Source organism: Gammaproteobacteria bacterium, assembly GCA_011375345.1.
Classification (GTDB): Bacteria; Pseudomonadota; Gammaproteobacteria; order DRLM01; family DRLM01; genus DRLM01.
Genome location: DRLM01000136.1, coordinates 18,794 through 40,351, shown reverse-complemented (window position 1 = coordinate 40,351; position 21,558 = coordinate 18,794). Strand labels below are relative to the sequence as shown.

Sequence of the window (21,558 nt, the reverse complement as noted above, 5' to 3'; positions counted from 1 at the left end):
CGGCCAGGGCTTCAAACTCTTCCCGGGCCTCGTTGTTCCCCAGCGCTTCCAGGGCGCGGGCCCGCCAGTAGCGCCAGCGGGGTTCTTCCCGTTCCGCTTCGGGCAGGTGTTCCACCCAGGTAAGCACCGCTTCCCAGTCCTTGAGCTTGAGCGCAACCCGTATGCGCCATTCCCGCAAGGACTCGTCTTCGTTCCGGCTCAGGTCCAGGGCCGCCAGGCGTTCCAGGGCCTGAGGACGGCCTTGCAGGGCATAACGGAGGGCGAGCTGGCCCTCCACGGTGGCGCGTTGTTCGGTGGAGAAGGCGTACCGCACTTTCAGCGTGTCCCAGGCGCGGGCGGCGCGATCCAGGCTCGTGCGCATCAGCCGGCGGATGCCGTGAACCAGAATATCACGGGCCTGGGGGCTGTCTTCGCGCAGGCGGGGGTGGCGGGTGACCAGGGCCGGGTTGCGGTCCACCTCTATCCACGGCCGGACGAAGCGCAGGTCTTGCTTCGGGAGGTAGCGGCTGAGGTAGCGGGCCAGGCTGCGATTCCGTTTGGCCATGGCCAGCCCGATGCGTTGCCATACCAGTTTGCGGCTCAGCCCCCCTGCCTTGCGCCAGGCGCGGAACACCGGGTCGCAGGCGGCATGCTGGGATTTGCCCACCAACCACAGCGCTTCAATGCCTTCCAGCGCTTCGCGGGTCTGGCCGGTTTCCAGCAGGGCGCGGTGATAATTGCATTGCAGCGCGGCGCGGCTTTGGGGGGTGTAGAAGATGAGATATTCGCGCCAGCGTTTACGCTTCGCCAGACGTTGCAGCCAGGCCCGGCGCAGGCGCGGCGCCATGGGCGTATCACCGTATTCGTCTAAAAATGCGGCAATCTCCTGCGCCGTGGCGCGGGACAGGTAACGACGCAGTTCGCGGTAGCGCAGATAGGGATAGAGCGGGTAATGCTTCAGCTCCGCCAGCAGCGCGTGGAAACGGGTGCGCTGGCCCTGAACCAGGGCCTGCTCGGCCTGGCGGAATTTTTTGCGTTCAAGCGCATAATCGGGGTCACCGGCAATGGCGGCGGCCGGTCCCCAGGCCAGCGCCAAAATCAGCGCCAGACAAAAATATTGACGTCCCCACATGGGTCATTCACCCCTGCTGCCTGTTATCGTCGCCGCGGCCGGCAACTTTATTGTGGGCAGTTTTGTTGTTATTTACCCCGCGCGGCGATGACAGGTCCATCGCCCCCACACGGTTTTTGTGCGCGGTGACAAGCACACCTGTTACCTCGAAAGAGCACTGGGACTCCTCCGGAATCTGGGAATCGAGAAAGTAACTCTGATTTTGGCAGCTTGGTGAAGAAAGTGAAAGCGGATGGTTTGACCATCCGCTTTCCAAAGGGGGTATACGCCGCCTTGAAAACGGGGCGCCCGAGGGCCCGCTTTCACCGGCAGTGCTTCGGTCAGGCCGCGTCGTGCTGGGGATGCAGGGGAGTGCGGCGAAAATGCAGCGTGTCTTGACGCTGGGCGACTTCTTTTACGGCAGAGCGCTCCACGAACTGGGCCAGGGTGATGCCTTCCAGGAATTTGTAGATTCGGTCGCTGAGTTCTGACCACAATTCGTGGGTAAGGCAACGATCACCTTCCTGGCAGTTTTTCATCCCGCTGCAGCGGGTGGTGTCCAGGTTTTCGTCCACCGCGGCGATGATTTCGGCCACGTTGATGTCCTTGGCCGGTCGTGCCAGACGGTAGCCGCCGCGCGGGCCCCGTGTCCCGGCAATCAGCCCGTCCTTGCGCAAGCGGGCGAAAATCTGTTCGAGATAGGACAGGGAGATGCCTTGGCAGACCGAGATATCGGCCAGCGTCACGGGACCATGGGCTTCATGCAAGGCAAGGTCCATCATGGCGGTGACCGCATAGCGGCCTTTGGTGGAAAGTTTCATCGCGCTGTTCCCCCTCGTGTGTTGGCGAGCCTTCAGGTGAAGCGAATAACTAAGTTGTTCGCTAGAAAATGTCATATCGCAGTCAATTAGTCAACTTTGCCCGGGCGCGGGAGGAAAGCGCAGGAAGGATGAAGGGGGCGCGGCTGTGGGAGGACAAGGACAGGGGGGAAAGGTATCTTCCAGGGCAGAGGGCCGGCCGTCTCCCGGGAAGCGCTATCCCGGAGACGACCCGCGCCGGCACCATAATCTAGGGTTTTTCGTCGGGCGTGGGCGGGCGAGCTTCGTCGCGATAGATCAGCACCGTCAGATAAGCAGTCAGCCCCACTGCGACCAAACCGACCACGGCCACCAGCGTAGCAATCAGAGTTTCCATTGTGTTCGCCCTCTCGTTGAGTTCAGTCAGGCTTTGAGCCTGTTCATTTCCTATCACGTGGGTCAATATTAGCATTCTGGCTTGGGGGCGCAACAGATGCTGCAAAGCAAATGAATGCCGACTTGTGACTTGGCGTCGCGGATGGTGCCGTCATACAACCAGCCGCGGGCCTGTTGCAGGGGAATCCAGTGACTTTCCAGCAGCTCGTCGGGTTCCAGGCGCTGGGGGACGGCGGAAAGCTGGCGCGCCAGAAAAAGATGAATGACCTCATCACTATAGCCCGGTGCGGGGTAGATCTCCCCCAGCATGTCCCAGCGGGCGGCGCGCAAGCCGGCTTCCTCTTCCAATTCCCGTCTGGCGGTGTCCAGGGGTGGCTCGTGCTTGTCGCGCTTGCCCGCGGGCAGTTCCCAGATCCATGCCTCCAGGGGCGGGCGGTATTGCCGCACCAGACACAGTTCCCCTTGTTCATTGAGGGCGGCGATGGCCACGCCGCCGGGGTGACGGACCACTTCCATCCGGGTGCGGCGGCCGTGGGGGAGGAGAAACTCCCCCGCCTCCAGGCGCAGTATCCGTCCCTGATAGACTGTCTGTCCGTTCATGGGTGTTTTATCCATTGCTTGCGCCTCCACTCAAGCGCGCCGCCAACCGCGCCGCCAGCGCGGCGACGCCGCTGGGGGCGAGGGCCGGCGGCGGGCCGTCTGCCACCAGGGCGTTGCCCGCCGCCACCACCCTGCCCTGGCGCAGCGCCGCGAGACTTAAGGGGGCACAGCGTCCCACCCGCTTGAGCCAGCTGACCAGCCAACGTTCTTCCGGCCAGTCCTTGCGGGGCACGTAGAGAACAGGGACGCCATTGCAGGCGGCCTCGGCGAAGCTGCCGTAGCCCGGCTTGGTAAGCAGCACATCGGCACTGCGGAGCACGTCCGGGAAGGGCAGTGCCAGGGACTCCAGGGCGACCAGGTCGGGCCGTTCCACGTGCCAGGCGGCGGGCACAATCCAGCGCCAGCCCGGCTGGGACGGCCAGCGGCTCAGATCGAGCCGGGTGGGGATACCGCCCAGGGAAACCAGGCCCAAGCGCTCCTGTGGCCTCAGCCTGAGGCCTTGTGCCAACTCTGCCCGGCGGCTGCGGCCGGACCGCGCCAGGGGTCCGATGGCCTGGCGGTGGGGCAGGCGGGGCATGGGCATGCTGGGGGCAGGCTGATAGAACACCTCCGCCTGCCCGTAAGCGGCCTCGATTTCGGCCAAAATGGCCGCGGCAGTGTCCTGCTGGCCGCAAAAGTGGGCGTAAATGTCCGCCCAGTTCAAAGAGCAGAGCGCTGCCGCCGGCACGCCCACCTGCGCCGCCGCCGCCAGGATGCGGTAGGGCACGTCGCAGAGCAGGTAATCAGGGGCCAAGCGTTCAAGCAGGGCGGCGTCCTGCGCCATCCCCTGCTGCCAGCGGGCGTGAAAGCGGGCATACGCGTGGCAGGAGGCTGCCACATCCACCGTCAGGGCGTCCTCCATGACCATGCCCACGTCCAGCGACCGCGGGTGATAGGCGAAGGGCAGGGGGAGGCGGGCCGCCACCACGGACCGGGGCAGGGCGCCCAGAAGGGTGAGGCGCAGCGCCGGAAGGCGCGCCCTGAGCGCCTCCAGCACCGGCGCCACCTGGGCCAGGTGGCCATAGCCGTGGCCGGACAGGGCCACCACCAGATGGCGATTCATTGCAGCCCTGCGAACCACGGTGGCAGGGTGAGCAGGCTGAGGGCGGTGAGTGTCTCGCGGGCGTGGGCCGGACCGGCCCCGGCGGGGCGCAGCCAGTGCCAGACGATGCCGCGGGCGATGAGGCCGGTCATTTCAGGAGCGCGGTATGCATGGGCCGCCAGCGGTCAGGGTGGGCGGGATGATGGCGCGAAAATCGTCCACCGCGGTGAATTCCGCCGTCTCCTGTACCCCCCTTTGGGAATCGGGACAGCGCACCGCCAGCAACTGGGATATGCCGCAGTCCCGCGCCGAGCGCAGCACCGCCAGGCTGTCGTCGATGAGCAGGGTACGGGCGGGGTCGAACGGGATCCTGGCTTGCAGCCGTGCCCAGAAGGCCGGTGATTCCTTGGGCAGGCCGAAATCGTGGGCGCTGACGATGGCGTCCACGTGGGCATGCAGGCGGGTGCGCTCCAGTTTCAGCGCCAAGCTGCGCCGGTGGGCGTTGGTCACCACCACCCGCTGGCGCCGGGTGGCGCCCAGTGCCTCGAGAAAGGTCAGGGCATGGGGCCTGAGCGCGATGAGGTCGGCGCATTCTTGTTTGAGGCGGGCCAGATCCAGGCCCAGCTCCCGCTTCCAGTAGTCCAGGCAGTACCAGTTCAGGGTGCCCGCCTCGCGGGCGAACCGGGGTGCCAACAGGGCTTTGGCGGTGGGGAGATCCAGCCCCCGGCGCGCAGCGTAGCGGCGCGGCAGCAGTTCCTGCCAAAAATAATTGTCGAAATTGAGATCCAGCAGGGTGCCGTCCATATCCAGCAGCACCGTGCGCACCACAGACCAATGGGGCATCATTCCAGCGCGAGCGAGAGGGGAAAAAAAGATATACTATCGCTTTTTGGCCGCCGCGCGTATTGCAGCACACTATGGACCGGCAAAAACCCCGCATCCTCAGCAGGGCCACCCTCGCCCGCACCCGCCTGTTCCACATCGAAGAAATCGGCCTCGCCTTCGCCAACGGCACTGAGGTGCGCTACGAGCGCCTGCAGGCGTCGCGGGGCGCGGTACTGGTGGTACCCCTGCTGGAAGGCGACACCGTGCTGCTCATCCGCGAATACGCCGCCGGCACCCACCGCTACGAGCTGGCCCTGCCCAAGGGCATGGTGGAGCCGGAGGAAGATCCCCTGGCGGCGGCCAACCGGGAACTCATGGAAGAGACGGGCTATGGCGCCCGGCGCCTGCAACAGCTGAACGCGTTGTCCCTGGCGCCGGGTTACTTCGAGCATATGACCCAGATCATCCTGGCGCGGGATCTCTATCCCCGCCGCCTGGCCGGGGACGAGCCCGAGGAGGTCGAAGTGGTGCCCTGGCGCCTCAGCGCCCTCTCCCAACTGGTGGCACGGGAGGATTGCTCGGAAGCGCGCAGTATTGCCGCCTTGTATCTGGCCCGGGACCTGTTACAGCAAGAAGGAGCAAGTGCATGACCACCCACCACGCCGTGGCCGGAATGCTGCCGGCGGTGGTGCGCCTGGCCGAGGACGCCGGCCGCGCCATCGTCAGTATTTACAACGAGGGCTTCAGTGTTGAGCACAAAGACGACCGCTCGCCCCTCACCGAGGCCGACATGGCCGCCCACCACCTCATCGTCGATGGCCTGACGGCACTGGAGCCGCCCCTGCCGGTATTGTCGGAAGAGTCCGCCGCCGTGCCGTTTGCCGAGCGGCAGCGCTGGTTGGAATACTGGCTGGTGGACCCTCTGGACGGCACCCGGGAGTTCATCAAACGCAACGGCGAGTTCACCGTCAACATCGCCCTGATCCGGGACGGCTATCCCGTGCTGGGCGTGATCCACGTACCCGTGAGTGGCGTCACCTATCACGCCTGTCAAGGTGGCGGCGCCTACAAGCACGAGCCGGGCCACGAGCCCGTCCCCATTCACGTGCGCCCCTGGAACGGCGGCAGGCTGGTGGTGGCTGGCAGCCGCTCCCACCGCTCCCCCGCCTTCGACCGCTTTCTTGCCAAAGTGGGTGACTACGACATTGTCTCCATGGGCAGCTCGCTGAAATCCTGCCTGGTGGCGGAGGGGCAGGCGGATGTCTACGTCCGCCTCGGCCCCACCTCGGAATGGGACACTGCCGCCGCCCAGTGCATCGTCGAGGAAGCGGGCGGCCGTTTGCTGGACACCCGGTTGCAGCGTTTGCGTTACAACACCAAAGAATCCCTGCTCAACCCCCATTTCATCGTCTGCGGTGATGCCCGCCACGACTGGCGGCGCTATCTGCCGGAATAGGCGTTCACAGCGGCTCGAACAAAGCCTCCAGATCCTCCGGCGCCGGCAGGGCGTTTTTCTTGCCGGCGCCTTCGAACAAGCCTTCCGCCAGATGACGTTTTTGGGCCTGCAGGGCCTGGATGCGTTCTTCCACGGTGCCTTCGGTAATGAGTTTGTAGACGAACACCGGCTTGTCCTGGCCGATGCGGTGGGCCCGATCGCTGGCCTGGGCTTCCACCGCCGGGTTCCACCAGGGGTCGTAGTGGATCACTGTGTCGGCGGCGGTGAGATTGAGCCCGGTGCCACCGGCTTTGAGGCTGATGAGAAACAACGGTACTTCCCCGTCCTGAAAACGGCGGATGGGGGTTTTGCGGTCGCGGGTCTGGCCGGTGAGTTTGACATACCCGATGCCGCGCTGTTTCAGTTCCGCCTCGATCAGGCTCAGCATGCTGGTGAACTGGGAAAACAGCAACACCCGCCGTCCCTCTTCCAGCAGCTCCGGCAGCAGTTCCAGCAAGAGTTCCAGCTTGGCAGACTGTTTCACCTTCTGCGCCGCGGCCACCTTCACCAAACGCGGATCGCAACAGGCCTGGCGCAGTTTCAACAGGGCATCCAGCACGATAATGTGGCTGCGCGCCAGGCCCTTGGCGGCGATGGCCCGGCGCACTTTTTCGTGCAGCGTCAGGCGGATGCTCTCGTAAAGATCGCGCTGGCCGCCGGCCAGGGGCACGCTGCGGACGATTTCGGTTTTGGGCGGCAGTTCGCTGGCCACGTCTTCTTTGGTGCGGCGCAACAGGAAGGGGGCCACGCGCTTGGCCAGCCGCGCCGCCCGTTCCCCGTGGCCCTGTTTTTCGATGGGGGTGCGAAACAGGCGGCGGAACTGGCGCTCGTCTCCGAGCAGGCCCGGCATCAGAAAATGAAACAACGACCACAGCTCCCCCAAATGATTTTCCAGCGGCGTGCCGGTAAGACAGAGGCGATGGCGGGCGTCCAGGGACTGCGCCACCCGCGCCGCCTTGGCCTTGGGGTTTTTGATGTGCTGGGCCTCGTCCAGAATGAGCAGATGATAGGGCTGGGCGGCCAGGGCCTGTTCATCCCGCCCCAGCAGCGGATAGGTCGTCAGCACCAGCTCGTGATCATTGATGGCATCGAAGTGGCGGGCCCGGTCGGGGCCGTGCAACACCAGGGTTTTCAGCGTGGGTGCGAAGCGGGCCGCCTCCTGGGACCAGTTCACCATCAAACTGGTGGGAGCGACCACCAGACAAGGCCGGTCCAGGCGGCCGGCGTTTTTTTCCACCATGATGTGGGCCAGGGCCTGCACCGTTTTGCCCAGGCCCATGTCGTCCGCCAGGATGCCGTTCAGACCGTACTCGCGCAGGAACTGCAGCCAGTCCAGCCCCGCCTGTTGATAGGGGCGCAGCGTGGCGGTGAAATGTTTTGGCGCGGCAACGGGCTGGATGCCCTGAAAATCACGCAGCCGCCGGGCCAGTTCTTTCACCCGTTCGCCACCCAGCCAACGCAGCTTCAAAGCCGGGTTGTCTTCCAGCTCCGCCAGCTCGGCGGCGCGCAGGGCGGGCAGGCTGAGGCGGCCGCCGGCGCTGAGCGCGTCGGGGTCGAACAAGTCCACCAGCACACCCAAGAGCTGCGCCACCCGCTCCCCCGGCAGGGGCAGCAGGCGGCCGTCTTCCAGGGGCACCAGAAACCGGTGGCCCTCGGGGAGCCGGCGCAAGGCCTGACTGTCCAGTTTGCCGCGGAACTGGCGCAGCAGATTCATTAAAATGGGCAGCAGGCTCACCCGCTCACCGTCCACCTGTATCCCCAAATCCAGATCGAACCAATCCTGCTGCGGTCCCTCGTCCAGCTCCAGGGTCCAGTCCTGGACCTCGGCTATCCGGAAGGGAAAGTCTTCGCTGACCTCCACCTGCCAGCCCTCCTGGCGCAGCGCGGGAACGTACTCCAGCATCAGTCTGATCCAGGCGTCGGCTTCTTCCCCCGCGGGCAGATCCCAGACAAAGGCATTGGGCGGCGCGCCGCTGCCGGGGGGCAGTTCGCCGGCCAGGGGGGCAAGGCCGAGTTTTTCCAGCCGGGTGAGCGCGTTGTGCTCGCTCTGGCGGTCGCGCGGGCGGCGGCAGACGGTGTTGTTCTCCCGCCAGCTCAGCACATCGCCGGAGTCGGCGACGGCCACCCGCCGGCCGGCGTAGTCCATCTCCAGCCGGGCGGCGGGGATCTCCAGCTGCTCCTGGCGCAGCTGATAGAAGCTTCTCAGGGTGACGGCCTGTTTGAACAGGGTAAGCACCGGCCGGGGGGTGACGGGCTCCAGTTCCCGGATGGTCTGCTGGGGCGGGGGCGGCAGCGGCAGTCCCTCAAGCTTTGCGGTCAGCTCGGCCACTTGCTCCGGCATCACCGCCGGCGATTGCAGCAGGGCCGGTACCAGGGCTTCGGGCAGGGCCAGATCCAACGGGCCGCATTCCTGCCGGGCAATGTCGATATACCACGGCGGGGAGGTGGGAAGGATGCGGTCAGCGACCGGTTCGCTGAACAGCGCCAGGCGCAGCCTGCCGGTCTCGTCCGCCTGCCAGCGGGCCTCGCCGCGGCGGGTTTCGCCCAGCATCAGGGGCGGTGTGTCTTTATCCTCCCAATGACAGCGGCCCGTGGCCAGCATGGCCGCCAGGAGGGCGCCGCTGTCTGCCCCGCTGAGCTGATTGAGGGGGGTGTGGTGCAGCAGGCGGCGGACGTTGAGTTTTTGCAAAATGGCGATATCGGCGTCCAGCAGATAGCGCGGCGGGTCGTGGTTCAGCAAAGCGGCGGGGTTGTAGCCGCTGGCCTTGCCGTAGCCGCCCGCTTTCAACGCGCGGGCGGTTTGAAACGCCACCTCCAGCACACTGCTCGTGGCATAGTCCCGCAGACGCAGCACATAAAGCAGGCGGTGGGGCACATCCGGGGGGTGGCTGTCACGCGCTGGCGGCGTTTTCAACGACTCGTGCAGGCCGCGCAACCAGTCATTCAGCGCGTGGTCAGGGCCGCCAGGCAGAGCCGGAGACGCCGCCGCGTCGTCGTCCTGTTGATCCAGCGCCGCCACCAGCAGGGCTGCCACGTGCTTGCAGTTGTCGCCCACCGGACAACTGCAATGGCCTTCGATGTCCGGCCCGTCCGCCGTGGGGCGGAGAACCACATGCACTTTGTAATGGCGCGCGCCGCTGCCGCGCACCAAGCCGCTGACCACCCGACCATCCGGGTTGATGTGGCAGGTTTCCACGTAATCCCGGTAATAATAATCCTCACCGCGACCAAGGTAGCGGGGGTCGAGTTGTTCTTCCAGATCGTAGAAGCTGAGCGGCAGGGAGGACATCAGTCCGTGAGTCTCTGGCGAACTAGCACGATGCTACCGGCAAAAGGGTCCGACACTACGGGAAAGTGTGGTGCCGGAGAGGTGAATCGAACACCCGACCTACTGATTACGAATCAGTTGCTCTACCGACTGAGCTACTCCGGCGAAAGGCGGGAGTATAGCCAAGGCACAGCCCGCCCACAACAAAGAGGCACGCACGCTACGGCAGCGGACGGACGTTGCGCACCCGGATCACCACCTCAATACCCTCTGCCGTGGTGCCCGGCGGCAGGGCGGGCAGGGCGCCGAGGCCGATGGCGTCGGCGTCGATGTCTGTCAGGCTGCCATCGTCCACATTGTAGAAATGATGGTGGGGGCTGGTGGTGGGGTCGTAGAACACCTTGGTGGGATCCACGATCACCTCCCGGATCAGGCCCTTGCGGGCGAACAGGCCCAGGGTGTTGTAGACCGTGGCTTTGGAGACCAGGGTGCCGTCCTCGTTCACCCTGGCGAGAATCTGTTCGGCGGAGAGGTGTTGAGGCCGGGCGAACAGGATCAGAGCGATTTCCACCCGCTGATGGGTGGGCGTGATTCCGCGCTCGCGCATAAGGCGCACAAGCCCGGCTTTGTCTGCGGGGAAGTCGTCAATTCCTTCCATAATGCTGGATTATATGTCAGGTTTTTGGACCAGGTCTATTTGTCACCCCGGGGTATCGGCCGCTGACAGCGGTTTTACAAGCGGGCGCAGGCCGGGACGCGCCGGCGGCGCTAGGTGTCAGGTTCGCACCACTCACCCTTGGCGTGCTTCGCGCCCTTTGCGGTGGCGTGCGCTGCCGGAGGCCGGTAGGCGGCCGGGTCCAGTATCGGTGGCCGCTTCAGTATCATGTCTGCCAGCAGGCGGGCGGAGGCCGGCCCGGTGACCACGCCATTGCGAAAATGCCCCGCGTTGACGTAAAGGCCCTGCACACCGGGACAGGGGCCGATGAAGGGCACGCCCTGGGGGGAGCCGGGCCGCAGCCCCGCCCAGTGGTGTTCGATGGGCAGGGATTCCAGGGCGGGAATGAGTTCGCAGGCGGCGCGGCGGAGGTCCGCCAGCGCGGTGGGAGTGGTGGATTTGTCGAAGCCCACCTCTTCCACCGTGCTGCCCGCCAGAACGCGGCCATCCCGCCGCGGGACCAGATAACGGCCGTTATAGAGCACAATATGGCGCAGCAGATCCGGGGGACCGCTGAACAACAGCATCTGGCCCCGCACCGGTCGCACCGGCAGGCACGCGCCGGCGGGGCGCAAGATCTCTGCCGCCCAGGCGCCGCCGGCCACCACGGCCAGCGCGGTGCTCCTGGGGCCCTGAGTGGTGTCCAGGCCCGCAAGCCGGCCGGCCTGCGTCCGCAAGCCCCGGACTTCACAGTGCTCCACCACCTTCACCTTGAGCTGCGCCAGCCGGCTCGCCAGTGCCTGCAACAGGCGGGGATTGCGGATCTGGCCGAGAGTGGGCCACCATTGGGAGCGGCTGAAGGCAGGATTGAGACGGGGTTCCAGTTCCCGGAGTTCGGCCTCGCCGGCGTGGCTGAGTTCGTAGCCCCACTGGCCGGCCCAGCCCAGGGCCTGCGCGTTTTCGTCCTGGTCCAGCAGCAGCAGGCCGCAGGCTTGGTATTCGGGATCAATGCCGGTGTGCGCCAGCAGTTCCCCCGCTAGGGTGGGGTAGCAGGCCTGGCTCCAACGCGCCAGACGCGAGACCGCGGCGGGATAGCGCCAGGGATAGAGGGGCGAGAGGATGCCGCCGCCAGCCCAGGAGGCTTCCCGCCCCGCAGTGCGGCGTTCCAGCAGGGTGACCGTGGCCCCGGCCAGGGCCAGCTCCCGGGCGGTCAACATGCCGATGAGGCCGCCGCCGATGACGGTGACATCGCTCATGGTCTGCTCAGGGCCGTTCCCGGCAGGGAAGGCTTTCCGCCCGGGTGGCTTGAGGTACAATCACGGCGTTAAACATTAAATAAAAATGGAAGGCGACACAATGCGCGTCCAGCGGTGCGACGGTTTTTCGCTGATGGAAGTCCTGGTGACCGTGGTCGTGGTGGCCATCGCCCTGCTGGGCATGGCGGGCTTGCAGTTCACCGGACTCAAAGCGAGCAGCGAAGCCCACGAATATACCCTTGCCAGTCAGCTGGCCCAGGATATCATGGAACGCATACAGGCCAATTCCGATGCGCGGGACAGCTATTACCCTGTGGAACTGGACCCTGACAGCGCCCTGGCGGCACCAAAGGATTGTACCGTCAGCGGCTGTGCGCCCCAGGAAATGGCCGCTTACGATCTGTGGCAGTGGTACGATCTGCTGTCGCGCGGCGCGCCTTTGCTGCCGCAGGGGAAACTGGCCATCTCCGCCGTTCCGGGTGTGGCGGGCACAAGGGTGTTTACCGCCACCATATTTTGGGGTCAGGGCGATGATAATTCCAAGAAACGCTACGCCTTCACGTTCGAGATATAGAACGGTCCCGGTAGTTACCCGCAGCGGACAAAGGCACCAGGGCTTCACCCTGGTGGAGTTGCTGGTCTCCGTGGCTTTGGCCGTGTTGGTCTTGTCAGGCCTGGCGCAGATCTATGCCGCCAGCAAGAAAAGCTTCGAGATTCAAACCACCCTGAGCCGCGTGCAAGATACCGCGCGCTATGCCTTCGACATCATCAGCGACGACCTCCGCCGGGCCGGGTACTGGGGGATGCTGGATATGCAAACCGCCATTGCCAATGGCAATCTGAGCGGCGATGTACCGCCCAACGGCAGCTGCCCGAGCAGCAATAACAGCTGGGGGCTTATGGTGCGGCGGCGCCTGTTCGGTCTCAACGAAAGCTCCACCGGTTACCGCTGCATCACCGAACACAGGGCGGGCACCGACGTGTTGGTGGTGCGCTATGCTTCAGCGGAAACCCATAATCCAAACTTTGACATTGTCGGCAGATCGTATCTCTTCGCCGCGGCCCTGGAGGCCCAGGTGGGCACTGCCCCCCTCCCTTTCCCCCGTCCGCTGAGCGACACCATAACGGGCTACCATCACCTGCGGGCCCATGCCTACTACGTGACCAAGGCCCACGGCACCGGCGGCCAGCCCCGCAGCTGTGAGGGGGTGCAGATCCCGGCCCTGGCGCGGGAGCACCTGAGCAGCATAGGCTTTCCCCAGCGCGAGGAACTGGTCACCGGGGTGGAGCAGTTGCAAGTCTTGTATGGCGTGGACAGCGACGGTGACGGCATCGCCAATCAATACCAAAACGCCGACGGCGTTGCCGACTGGAACCAGGTTGCCGCCGTACGCTTTTGGCTGCTGGTGCGGGATGAATGCCCGGAAAGCGGGTACACTGACCCCGTCACGACTTACGTCATGGGCGACAAGAACTATACGCCCAGTCAGACCGCTTTCCGGCGGTACCTGTACAGTGGCACCGTGGCGCTGCGCAACTGAACGGGCAGATGAACGGGCCTTACAACAAACAAAGCGGGGCAGCCCTCATCGTGAGCCTGATGTTGCTGCTGGCGGTCACCGCCTTGGGGGTGACGGTGATGAACGTGTCCTTGCTGGAGCTGAAAATCGCCACCAATAACCGCGACGCTTACGATTCCCTGGCGCGGGCCGAAGCGGCGCTGCGGATCGCGGAGGACCAGGTTCGGGCGGTGCTTCAGCCCGACACGTTCAGTTGGGGCGATCCGGATCACTACTACGCCCATGCCGACACGCCGGTGCCCGATCCCCTGCCCGCCGATCCCCTGGAGATCGCTAACTGGGATGCATTCACTGCGGCCGTCACCGCCGGCGGTGACCGTTTTGTCATCGAGTACCTGGGCTGCCGGGCGCTGCCGGCGGGGGCGGGCGAATGTGGCAGTCCCCGCCCGGCGGAATATGTGGAGACCTACCGCATCAGCGTGGCGGCGCAGGACGCCAGCGGCGCCGCCCGCATCGTGCAAGAACATTACCGCCGGCGGGTGCAGCCGCTCAGCGACCCCAACTGGCCCATGGCGGGGAGTGTGCCGGTGCCGCAAGTGTACGAAAGCTACGCCTGGAGCATGCGCTGATGCCGTACCGTGCGGGAGCAACAACGCGCCAGGCCCAAAGCGCATTCAGTTTTGTTGAGCTGATGATGGTATTGGCGGTGATCGGGATCATTGGCGCCCTGGCCTATCCCTCCTATGTGGACTATATCCGCAAAAGCAAGCGCACCGTGGCCAAATCCGCCCTGCTGGAAGTGGCGGCGCGCCAGGAAGCCTATTACTTCGACAACCGGCAATACACCAGCGATCTCACCCTGTTGAACTACCCCTCTTCCCCGGCGGAATTCGGCAGTAACGGCCAGGCCCTCAGCCCCGGCGGGGGCGCCGTGTATACGGTGGCGGCGCAAGTGGACGTGAGCGGCTGCGGCGGGGCCCCGTGTTTTGTGCTCACCGCCACCCCCCAAGGAGACCAGGCCGCAGATACCGCCTGCGGCAGCTATGTGCTGCATTCCGACGGCAGTCGGGCACCGGCCACGGCGGGATGCTGGTGAGGGGGCCGGGGCTCAGGCGCCAAGTTCTTTGGGCAGCGCGAAGGTGAGCTGTTCTTTGCGCCCTTCAAGCTCTTGCGGCGGCCGGGCGCCCAGCGCCTGCAAGCGTGCGATCACCGCCTGCACCAGCACTTCCGGCGCGGAGGCCCCGGCGGTGATACCGATGGCGTGGCGGCCGGTCAACCAGTGTTGTTTGATTTCGTCGGCGCCGTCGATCAAATAGGCGCTCACCCCCCGTTTTTCGGCCAGCTCGCGCAAGCGGTTGGAGTTGGAACTGCTGGGCGAGCCCACCACCAGGACCAGGTCGCAGCGTTCGGCCAGGTGTTTGACGGCGTCCTGCCGGTTTTGCGTGGCGTAGCAGATATCGTTTTTGCGCGGTCCGATGATAGCCGGAAAACGGTTGCGCAGTATGTCAATAATCTCCGTCGTGTCGTCCACCGACAGCGTGGTCTGGGTAACGAAGGCCACGGCGCGCGGGTCGCGCACCTGGAGCCGCCGTGCGTCCTCGGCGCTTTGGACCAGATGCATGCGCGCCCCCTCGGATGCCTCGCCCCACTGCCCCATGGTGCCTTCCACCTCGGGGTGGCCGGCGTGGCCGATAAGCACACAGTCATGCCCGGCGCGGCGATAGCGCTCCACTTCCAGATGCACTTTGGTGACCAGGGGGCAGGTGGCATCGAACACCTTGAGGCCGCGCTGCGCCGCTTCCTCACGCACCGCCCTGGAGACGCCGTGGGCGCTGAAGATCACCAACCGGCCGTCGGGCACCTCGTCCAGCTCGTCCACGAACACCACCCCCTTGGCCCGCAGGCCGTCCACCACGTACTGGTTATGGACCACTTCATGGCGGACATAGATGGGGGCGCCGAACAAGCTCAGGGCGCGCTCGACAATGTGAACGGCCCGGTCCACGCCGGCGCAGAAGCCACGGGGGTTGGCGAGAATGAGTTGCATGATGTTGACGGTCTTGTTGACGAGCGGGTGGATTGTACCCCATGCAGCCAGTGAAAAACGCGCCGGGCGTGGGGTGAATGCGGTCTTTACGTGTTCGTTTCCTCTGCTGCGCTTCGCCGCGACCGCAAGCTGTCCCACACCAGGCAGGCGGCGCCGAGAAAAATGGCCGAATCGGCCAGGTTGAAGGCGGGCCAGTGGCAGTGCAGGCCGGTGGCGGTCATGACGGGACTGAACAGCGGCAGGCACCGGTCGGCGGCGGGATAATAGAAATCGACAAAGTCGATAACGTGACCGAGCGCAAGCCGGTCGATGACATTGCCCAAGGCGCCGCCGAGGATGAAAGCCAGGCCCGCTGCCTCCCGTTTTTTCTCCGGCGGCAGGCGCTTCAGCCAGAGCAGCAACAGCGCGCACACCACCAGCGCCAGCGCGGTGAAAAACCAACGCTGCCAGCCGCCCGCGCCGGCCAGAAAGCTGAACGCCGCCCCCTCGTTGTAGGCCAGGGTGAGATTGAAAAACGGCACCACTGCCAGAGTCTCGTGCAGGCGGAAGGCCGCCTGCGCTGCGTGTTTGCTGGCCTGGTCCAGGGCAATGATCAGGCCCGCCAGCCCCAACCAGCGCCCCATTACGCGTGGCGCCGGGTTTCGCCAGGCCCGGCCACGTTGCTGGCGCAGCGGCCGCACAGCGCCGGATGCGCCGGATCAAGGCCCACATCGGCGCGGTGGTGCCAGCAGCGGGGGCATTTGGGCTCTGCCGAGGGGGCCACCGCCACCCAGCATTCGTCGTTGGAAGGCAGGGTGTAGTGCTGGGCCTCGGGTGGGGGGGTGGTGACCGGCATCACCCGGGCGTCGGAGGTGATGAACACGAAGCGCAGCTCCTCACCCAGGGGTTTGAGCTGGTCCAGGAGTTCCCGCCCGCAATAGAGTGTTACGGTGGCATCCAGGCCGGCGCCGATGCCGCCGGCCACTCTGAGAGCTTCCAGCTCCTTGCTCACCGCCTCGCGGGTGGCGACGATGTTTTGCCAGCGGGCCATTTCCGCATCAGCTTCTTCCGCCGAGGCAAACACCTCGGGAAAAGGGTGCCAGGTTTCCAGAAACACCGAGTCGCTCTTTGCACCGGGCAGGTGCTGCCAGATTTCATCGGCGGTGAAGCTGAGCACCGGCGCCAGCCAGCGGGCCATGGCCTGGATGATGTGGTACATGGCCGTTTGCGCTGAACGCCGCCCCACGCTTTCGCGCCGCATGGTGTAGATGCGGTCTTTGATGATGTCCAGATAAAAGCCGCCCATTTCCAGCACGCAGAAGTTGTGGGTCTTTTGATACACGTGATGGAATTCGTAGCGCTCGTAGGCCTCGATGATCTGGCCTTGCAGGCGGCGGGCGTGTTCCAGCGCCCAGCGGTCCAGATCCAGCAGCGCGGCAGGCTCGACGCTGTCCCGCCCGGGCTCAAAACCGTCCAGATTGGCCAGCAAAAAGCGGGCGGTGTTGCGCAGGCGGCGATAGGCGTCGGCGGTGCGGGCGAGAATGTTTTTGGACAGGCTCATCTCGCCGCGGTAATCCGTGGCGGCCACCCACAGGCGCAGGATGTCGGCCCCCAGGGAATTGATGATGTCCTGGGGCGGGATGATGTTGCCCAGCGACTTGGCCATTTTCCGCCCCTGATCGTCCACCGTGAAACCGTGGGTGAGCACGCCGCGGTAGGGTGCCGCGCCGCGCATGGCGATACCCGTGAGCAGGGCGCTTTGGAACCAGCCGCGGTGCTGATCCGAACCTTCCAGGTACAGGGCCGCGGGCGGTCCGCCCAGTTCCGCGCGCCGCTCCAGCACACAGGCATGGCTGACACCGGAGTCGAACCACACATCCAGGGTGTCGGTGACTTTGTGGTAGTCCGCCGCTTCCTTTCCCAGCAGCTCCGCCGGATCCAGCTCAAACCAGGCGTCCACGCCGGCCTGTTCCATGCGCCGGGCCACGGCCTCGATGAGTTCCGTCGTGCGCGGATGCAGCGCCCCCGTGCGCCGGTGCACAAACAGGGCGATGGGCACGCCCCAGGTGCGCTGCCGGGAGATGCACCAGTCGGGCCGGCTGGCGACCATATTGGTGATGCGGGCCTGGCCCCATTCCGGTGTCCATTGCACCTCCCTGATGGCGGCCAGGGCCGCCGGCCGCAGGCCGTTTTGATCCATGCTGATGAACCACTGGGGCGTGGCCCGGAAGATGATGGGTGTTTTGTGACGCCAGCAATGGGGGTAGCTGTGTGTCAGGCGTTCTTCGTGCAGCAGGGCACCGCGGGCTTTAAGAACCTCGATGACCTCGTCGTTGGCACTCAACACGTGCTGACCGGCGAATAAGGGCGTCTCGGGCAGAAAGCGGCCGTCGGGGCCCACCGGGTTGTCCACCGCCAGGTGGTAGCGCCGGCCCACCTGGTAGTCATCCTCGCCGTGGGCCGGGGCGGTGTGCACGCAGCCGGTGCCGGCCTCGGTGGTGACAAAGTCGCCGAGCAGTACGGGCACTTCCCGCGGGTAGAAGGGATGGCGCAGCCTCAGCCCCTCCAGGTCGGCCCCCAGACAGGTGGCGATCACCCGGTAGTCCTCGATCCCGTAGCGGGCCATCACGTTTTTCAGCAATGCCTCCGCCACCACCAGACGCTCATGGCCGCGGGCGGTTTCCGCCTGCACCACCACATAGTCCAGCTCCGGGTGAACAGCGACCGCCTGGTTGGCCGGCAGGGTCCAGGGGGTGGTGGTCCAGATCACCACCGACACGGGGCCCCGGCCCTCGCGCTGCGGCACATGGTGACAGCGGCTGAGCAGGGTCTCCTCCTCGGCCACGCCAAAGCGCACGTCAATGGCGGGAGAGTTCTTGTCCTCGTATTCCACCTCCGCCTCCGCCAGGGCCGAACCGCAGTCCAAACACCAGTGCACCGGCTTTTCCCCCCGGTGCAGATGGCCGTTGGCAATGACGCGGCCCAGGCTGCGCAGGATGTCGGCCTCATACTGGAAGTCCATGGTGAGATAGGGATGTGCCCAGTCACCCAGCCCCCCTAAGCGGATGAAGGCCCGGCGTTGTCGCTCCACTTGGCTGAGGGCATAGTCGCGGCAGGCCTGGCGGAAGGTTTTGGCGTCCACCTGGAAACCCGGCTTGCCCACTTTTTTTTCCACGTTCAGCTCAATGGGCAGGCCGTGGCAGTCCCAGCCCGGCACATAGGGCGCATCGAAACCGTCCAGGGAGCGGGCTTTGACAATGATGTCTTTCAGGATTTTATTGAGGGCGTGGCCGAGATGGATATCGCCGTTGGCGTAGGGCGGGCCGTCGTGCAGCACGAAACGGGGCGCGCCGGCGCGGATCTGGCGCAGCCGCTGGTAGAGGTTCAGGTCCTGCCAGCGTTTGAGCATGGCCGGTTCCCGCTGGGCCAGGTTGCCGCGCATGGGGAAGTCGGTTTTGGGGAGGTTCAAGGTGTGCTTGTAATCAGCCATGTGGCGTTTGTCCTGAAAAGTTTGGGTAAGCGCCAGGAGCGTGAGCAGGCGCGAAGATACTTGTCGATGTGAACAGACCGCCTCCCAACTCCCCCCTTTGCAACAAGGAGCGCGGGAAGGGATTTTGTCCGGTCAATGCTTTGTTTGGTTGTTGGAAAGGGAAATCTGGAATTGAAAATCCCCTCTCGCTCCCCTTTTTCAAAGGGGGGACAAAAACAATGGTCCGGGCGCAGGCCGCGGTTTGATGTTGTGTTCTGTGCGCTCTTCGCCCTTTGGGTATTCATGACCGCTGCCGCGCCGCGCGGGTCATATGAAAATCGCGTGCAGTGGCCACGTCGCGCTGAATCTGGGCGGTGAGTTCACCCACGCCGGCGAAGCGTTGCTCGGGGCGGATTTTGTGCAAAAAGTCCACGTGCACATAGCGTCCGTAAATGTCTTGATCGAAGTCCAACAGATGCACCTCCAGCTGGCTGCGCATCCCGCCCACAGTGGGGCGGTTACCCACATTGGCGACGCCGGCCAGGGGTTCGGGATCCAGGCCGAACACCTCCACCGCATACACCCCCTGCACTGGCGCGGAGACCCGGTGCAGGTGAATGTTGGCGGTGGGGAAGCCCAGCTGCCGGCCGCGGCGGTCACCGTGGGCCACGCGGCCGCACATGCGGTAGGGGCGGCCCAGCAGCTTTTCCGCTGTGGCCAGGTCGTCCTGCCCCAGGGCCGCGCGGATGCGGGTGCTGCTCACGCGCTCGCCGTCGATGCAAAAGCTGTGCATGGCCGCCACTTGAAAACCGCGTGCCACACCGGTCCGTTTCAACATGTCAAAATCACCGGCGCGGCGGTGACCGAAGCGGAAGTCGTCGCCCACCACCAGATAGCGCACGTTCAGGCCCGCTATCAGCACCTGCTCGATGAAATCGACGGCCGGCATGGCGGCGAGGCGGGTGTTGAAGCTGAGCACCACCACCCGGTCCACTGAGTAGCGCGTGAGGGCGTGCATCTTTTCCCGAAACCGGGTCAGGCGCGGCGGCGCCAGCCCGGGCCGGAAAAACTCCAGCGGGTGCGGTTCGAAAGTGACGACCACCGTGGGCAGGCCCAGCTCGGCCGCCCGCTCCGCCAGCTGCCCCAAGATGGCCTGGTGCCCCAGGTGAACACCGTCGAAATTGCCGATGGTGACCACCGTGCCTTTGGGAGCGGTGGGCAGATTGTGGAGACCGCGTATTATCTTCATCTGCCAGTGTGCCGAAAAGCTTGGAATTATATAAGACTGGCTCTGATTGTGCCCAAAGCCTTTTTCAACATTGACAAAGCGGACGGCGCACCGATGGCGGCGCCTGTCCGGCACAGGCAGGATACCTCCCGCGGTGGCCGATGACACGGTGAGTGGGATGGGCAACGTGCGGTATGTCCGGGAGGATCCGTTGGCGGGGAGGTGAACGTCAGAGGAGCCCTGGCGGGAGCGGCCCGGGCTTTGTATGCCGCCCAGACGGGTCAAAGCCGCGGTCCCTGCATCTGCCGCGGCCGCCAGCCGCTTATAAAGAGACACCCACTGTAAACGGCGGCCCCCGCGCCCACCCACAGAGCGAGTTGCCCGGTCCGCTCCCCCGCCCCCCAGCTCGTCCATGCCGCCAGCCCGGCGCTGCCCCAGGCCAGCAGGCCGGCCATGGCTGCGCAGGCAAAACCCACCCGCCCCAGCAACGCCGGCCAGCCCGGTCCGGCCACGTACACCCCCGCCCGTTTCAACCCCCGGTAGAGCAGGCCCGCGTTGAGCAGAGCGGACAAAGAGGTGGCCAGGGCCAGCCCGGCATGGGCCAGGGGAAAGACCAGCGCCACGTTGAGGACCATGTTGGCACCCATGGCGACGAGAGCGATTTTCACCGGCGTGCGGGTGTCCTGGCGGGAAAAATATGCCGCCGCCAGCACCTTCACCCAGATGAACCCCAACAGGCCAACAGCATAGGCCATGAGGCTGTAGGACGCGCGGCGCACGTCTTCGGCGGTGAAGGCACCGTACTGGAACAGGGTGGTGAGCATGGGGCCCGCCAGCAGCATCAGGCCCACCGTGGCCGGCACCCCGATGAGCACCACCCAGCGCAGACCCCAGTCCAGGGTGTGGCGGAAGCGCGCCGGGTCCGCTTCAGCGTGGCGCTGGGACAGCTTGGGCAGGATCACCGTGGCCAGCGCAATCCCAAACACCCCCAGGGGAAATTCCACCAGCCGATCCGAGTAATACAGCCAGGAGACGCTGCCGGTGACCAGAAAGGAGGCGATCAGCGTATCCACCAACAAATTGATCTGCGCCACCGAGGAGCCGAAAATGGCCGGCAGCATGAGCTTCCAGATTTTGCCCACCCCTTCATGTCTGCGGCGAACACGCGGCCGTGGGAGCAGGCGCAGACGCAACAGAAAAGGCAGTTGAAACAGGAGCTGCGCCACTCCGGCGACGAACACCCCCCAGGCCAGGGCCATCACCGGCTCCGCCATGCGCGGCGCCAAAAACAGCGCCGCCCCGATCAAGGCCAGGTTCAACAGCACTGGCGTGAAAGCGGGCACAGCGAAGCGGCCGTAGGTGTTGAGAATGGCGCCGGCCAGCGCCGTGAGGGAAATAAACAGAATGTACGGAAAGGTGATGGCCAGCATGGCGCTGGCAAGATCGTACTTTTCCTGTTCGTCAATAAAGCCCGGCGCAAAGAGGGCGATGAGCAGGGGCGCCCCCAGCACGCCCAATACCGTGATCAGCAGCAGCGCTCCGCCCAGCGCTCCGCCCACGTGGGCCACCAGGTCGCGCACCTCGCCGGGCCGCCGGCTTTTGTATTCCGCCAGCACCGGCACAAAGGCCTGGGAAAAAGCCCCTTCGGCGAACAAACGGCGCAGGAAATTGGGAATCTTGAAGGCAACGAAAAAGGCATCCGCCCCCACCCCCGCGCCGAACAGCCGGGCAATGGCCATGTCACGCACGAAGCCGAGGAGGCGCGACAGGAAAGTCATGCCGCTCACAGTGGCGGTGGATTTCAGCAGACGTTTGGACATGGTGTCGCCGGACGCTAACAGCGGGCCAGTGT

19 protein-coding genes and 1 tRNA gene are annotated in these 21,558 nt (G+C 65.3%); 6 read left to right on the top strand and 14 right to left on the bottom strand.

Going from position 1 to position 21,558, the window contains the following annotated elements:
• The 5 genes from ENJ19_10510 to ENJ19_10490 all read right to left on the bottom strand — a co-directional run.
• Positions 1-1,111, bottom strand: a 1,111-nt coding sequence (locus ENJ19_10510; protein ID HHM06156.1) for a lytic murein transglycosylase, incomplete at its 3' end; no start/stop codon positions are given.
• 320 nt (positions 1,112-1,431) lie between these two features.
• Positions 1,432-1,911 (bottom strand): Rrf2 family transcriptional regulator, encoded by a 480-nt coding sequence (locus ENJ19_10505; protein HHM06155.1) that lies wholly within the window; start codon positions 1,909-1,911, stop codon positions 1,432-1,434.
• Between the two features lie 441 nt (positions 1,912-2,352).
• Positions 2,353-2,898, bottom strand: a complete 546-nt coding sequence (locus tag ENJ19_10500; GenBank protein HHM06154.1) for an NUDIX hydrolase — start codon at positions 2,896-2,898, stop codon at positions 2,353-2,355.
• The gene (locus tag ENJ19_10495) at positions 2,891-3,985 is read right to left on the bottom strand and encodes a hypothetical protein (GenBank protein ID HHM06153.1); all 1,095 of its coding nucleotides are present in this window, start codon (positions 3,983-3,985) and stop codon (positions 2,891-2,893) included. The genes ENJ19_10500 and ENJ19_10495 overlap by 8 nt, the downstream gene beginning before the upstream one ends.
• Before the next feature lie 132 nt (positions 3,986-4,117).
• A complete protein-coding gene (locus tag ENJ19_10490) occupies positions 4,118-4,807 on the bottom strand; it encodes a GMP/IMP nucleotidase (GenBank protein ID HHM06152.1) in 690 nt (229 codons plus the stop codon).
• 74 nt (positions 4,808-4,881) lie between these two features.
• Here ENJ19_10490 and nudE point away from each other — a divergent pair, with 74 nt between their 5' ends.
• On the top strand, positions 4,882-5,439 hold the full coding sequence (gene nudE, locus ENJ19_10485; protein ID HHM06151.1) for an ADP compounds hydrolase NudE: 558 nt from the start codon (positions 4,882-4,884) through the stop codon (positions 5,437-5,439).
• A complete protein-coding gene (cysQ, locus tag ENJ19_10480; protein HHM06150.1) occupies positions 5,436-6,245 on the top strand; it encodes a 3'(2'),5'-bisphosphate nucleotidase in 810 nt (269 codons plus the stop codon). Before nudE ends, cysQ begins: the two co-directional genes overlap by 4 nt.
• A 4-nt stretch (positions 6,246-6,249) precedes the next feature.
• Here the strand turns inward: cysQ and ENJ19_10475 are convergent, their stop codons facing one another.
• The 4 genes from ENJ19_10475 to thiO all read right to left on the bottom strand — a co-directional run bounded on the left by ENJ19_10475 (position 6,250) and on the right by thiO (position 11,463).
• Positions 6,250-9,573, bottom strand: a complete 3,324-nt coding sequence (locus tag ENJ19_10475) for a helicase SNF2 (protein ID HHM06149.1) — start codon at positions 9,571-9,573, stop codon at positions 6,250-6,252.
• Positions 9,574-9,641: 68 nt separating this feature from the next.
• Positions 9,642-9,717 (bottom strand) — tRNA-Thr (locus ENJ19_10470).
• A 55-nt stretch (positions 9,718-9,772) separates the two neighbouring features.
• On the bottom strand, positions 9,773-10,210 hold the full coding sequence (locus ENJ19_10465) for a transcriptional repressor (GenBank protein ID HHM06148.1): 438 nt from the start codon (positions 10,208-10,210) through the stop codon (positions 9,773-9,775).
• A gap of 110 nt (positions 10,211-10,320) precedes the next feature.
• Positions 10,321-11,463 carry a glycine oxidase ThiO gene (gene thiO / locus ENJ19_10460; protein ID HHM06147.1) on the bottom strand — a complete coding sequence of 381 codons (1,143 nt, stop codon included), beginning with the start codon at positions 11,461-11,463 and terminating at the stop codon, positions 10,321-10,323.
• Between the two features lie 85 nt (positions 11,464-11,548).
• Here thiO and pilV point away from each other — a divergent pair, with 85 nt between their 5' ends.
• The 4 genes from pilV to ENJ19_10440 are packed head-to-tail and all read left to right on the top strand — an operon-like array spanning position 11,549 to position 14,079.
• Positions 11,549-12,037, top strand: coding sequence for a type IV pilus modification protein PilV (gene pilV, locus ENJ19_10455; protein HHM06146.1), 489 nt, complete (start codon positions 11,549-11,551; stop codon positions 12,035-12,037).
• The gene (locus ENJ19_10450) at positions 11,994-13,004 is read left to right on the top strand and encodes a prepilin-type N-terminal cleavage/methylation domain-containing protein (GenBank protein ID HHM06145.1); all 1,011 of its coding nucleotides are present in this window, start codon (positions 11,994-11,996) and stop codon (positions 13,002-13,004) included. The genes pilV and ENJ19_10450 overlap by 44 nt, the downstream gene beginning before the upstream one ends.
• 8 nt (positions 13,005-13,012) lie before the next feature.
• Positions 13,013-13,612 (top strand): hypothetical protein, encoded by a 600-nt coding sequence (locus ENJ19_10445; protein HHM06144.1) that lies wholly within the window; start codon positions 13,013-13,015, stop codon positions 13,610-13,612.
• The gene (locus tag ENJ19_10440) at positions 13,414-14,079 is read left to right on the top strand and encodes a type IV pilin protein (protein ID HHM06143.1); all 666 of its coding nucleotides are present in this window, start codon (positions 13,414-13,416) and stop codon (positions 14,077-14,079) included. Before ENJ19_10445 ends, ENJ19_10440 begins: the two co-directional genes overlap by 199 nt.
• A 12-nt stretch (positions 14,080-14,091) precedes the next feature.
• Here ENJ19_10440 and ENJ19_10435 read toward each other — a convergent pair whose 3' ends face one another.
• The 5 genes from ENJ19_10435 to murJ all read right to left on the bottom strand — a co-directional run bounded on the left by ENJ19_10435 (position 14,092) and on the right by murJ (position 21,526).
• Positions 14,092-15,030, bottom strand: coding sequence for a 4-hydroxy-3-methylbut-2-enyl diphosphate reductase (locus ENJ19_10435; GenBank protein ID HHM06142.1), 939 nt, complete (start codon positions 15,028-15,030; stop codon positions 14,092-14,094).
• An 86-nt stretch (positions 15,031-15,116) separates the two neighbouring features.
• Positions 15,117-15,653 carry a signal peptidase II gene (gene lspA, locus ENJ19_10430; protein HHM06141.1) on the bottom strand — a complete coding sequence of 179 codons (537 nt, stop codon included), beginning with the start codon at positions 15,651-15,653 and terminating at the stop codon, positions 15,117-15,119.
• A complete protein-coding gene (locus tag ENJ19_10425) occupies positions 15,653-18,499 on the bottom strand; it encodes an isoleucine--tRNA ligase (protein HHM06140.1) in 2,847 nt (948 codons plus the stop codon). The genes lspA and ENJ19_10425 overlap by 1 nt, the downstream gene beginning before the upstream one ends.
• A gap of 280 nt (positions 18,500-18,779) precedes the next feature.
• Positions 18,780-19,727, bottom strand: coding sequence for a bifunctional riboflavin kinase/FAD synthetase (locus tag ENJ19_10420; GenBank protein HHM06139.1), 948 nt, complete (start codon positions 19,725-19,727; stop codon positions 18,780-18,782).
• A gap of 260 nt (positions 19,728-19,987) precedes the next feature.
• Positions 19,988-21,526, bottom strand: coding sequence for a murein biosynthesis integral membrane protein MurJ (gene murJ, locus ENJ19_10415; GenBank protein HHM06138.1), 1,539 nt, complete (start codon positions 21,524-21,526; stop codon positions 19,988-19,990).
• Between the last annotated feature and the right edge of the window lie 32 nt (positions 21,527-21,558).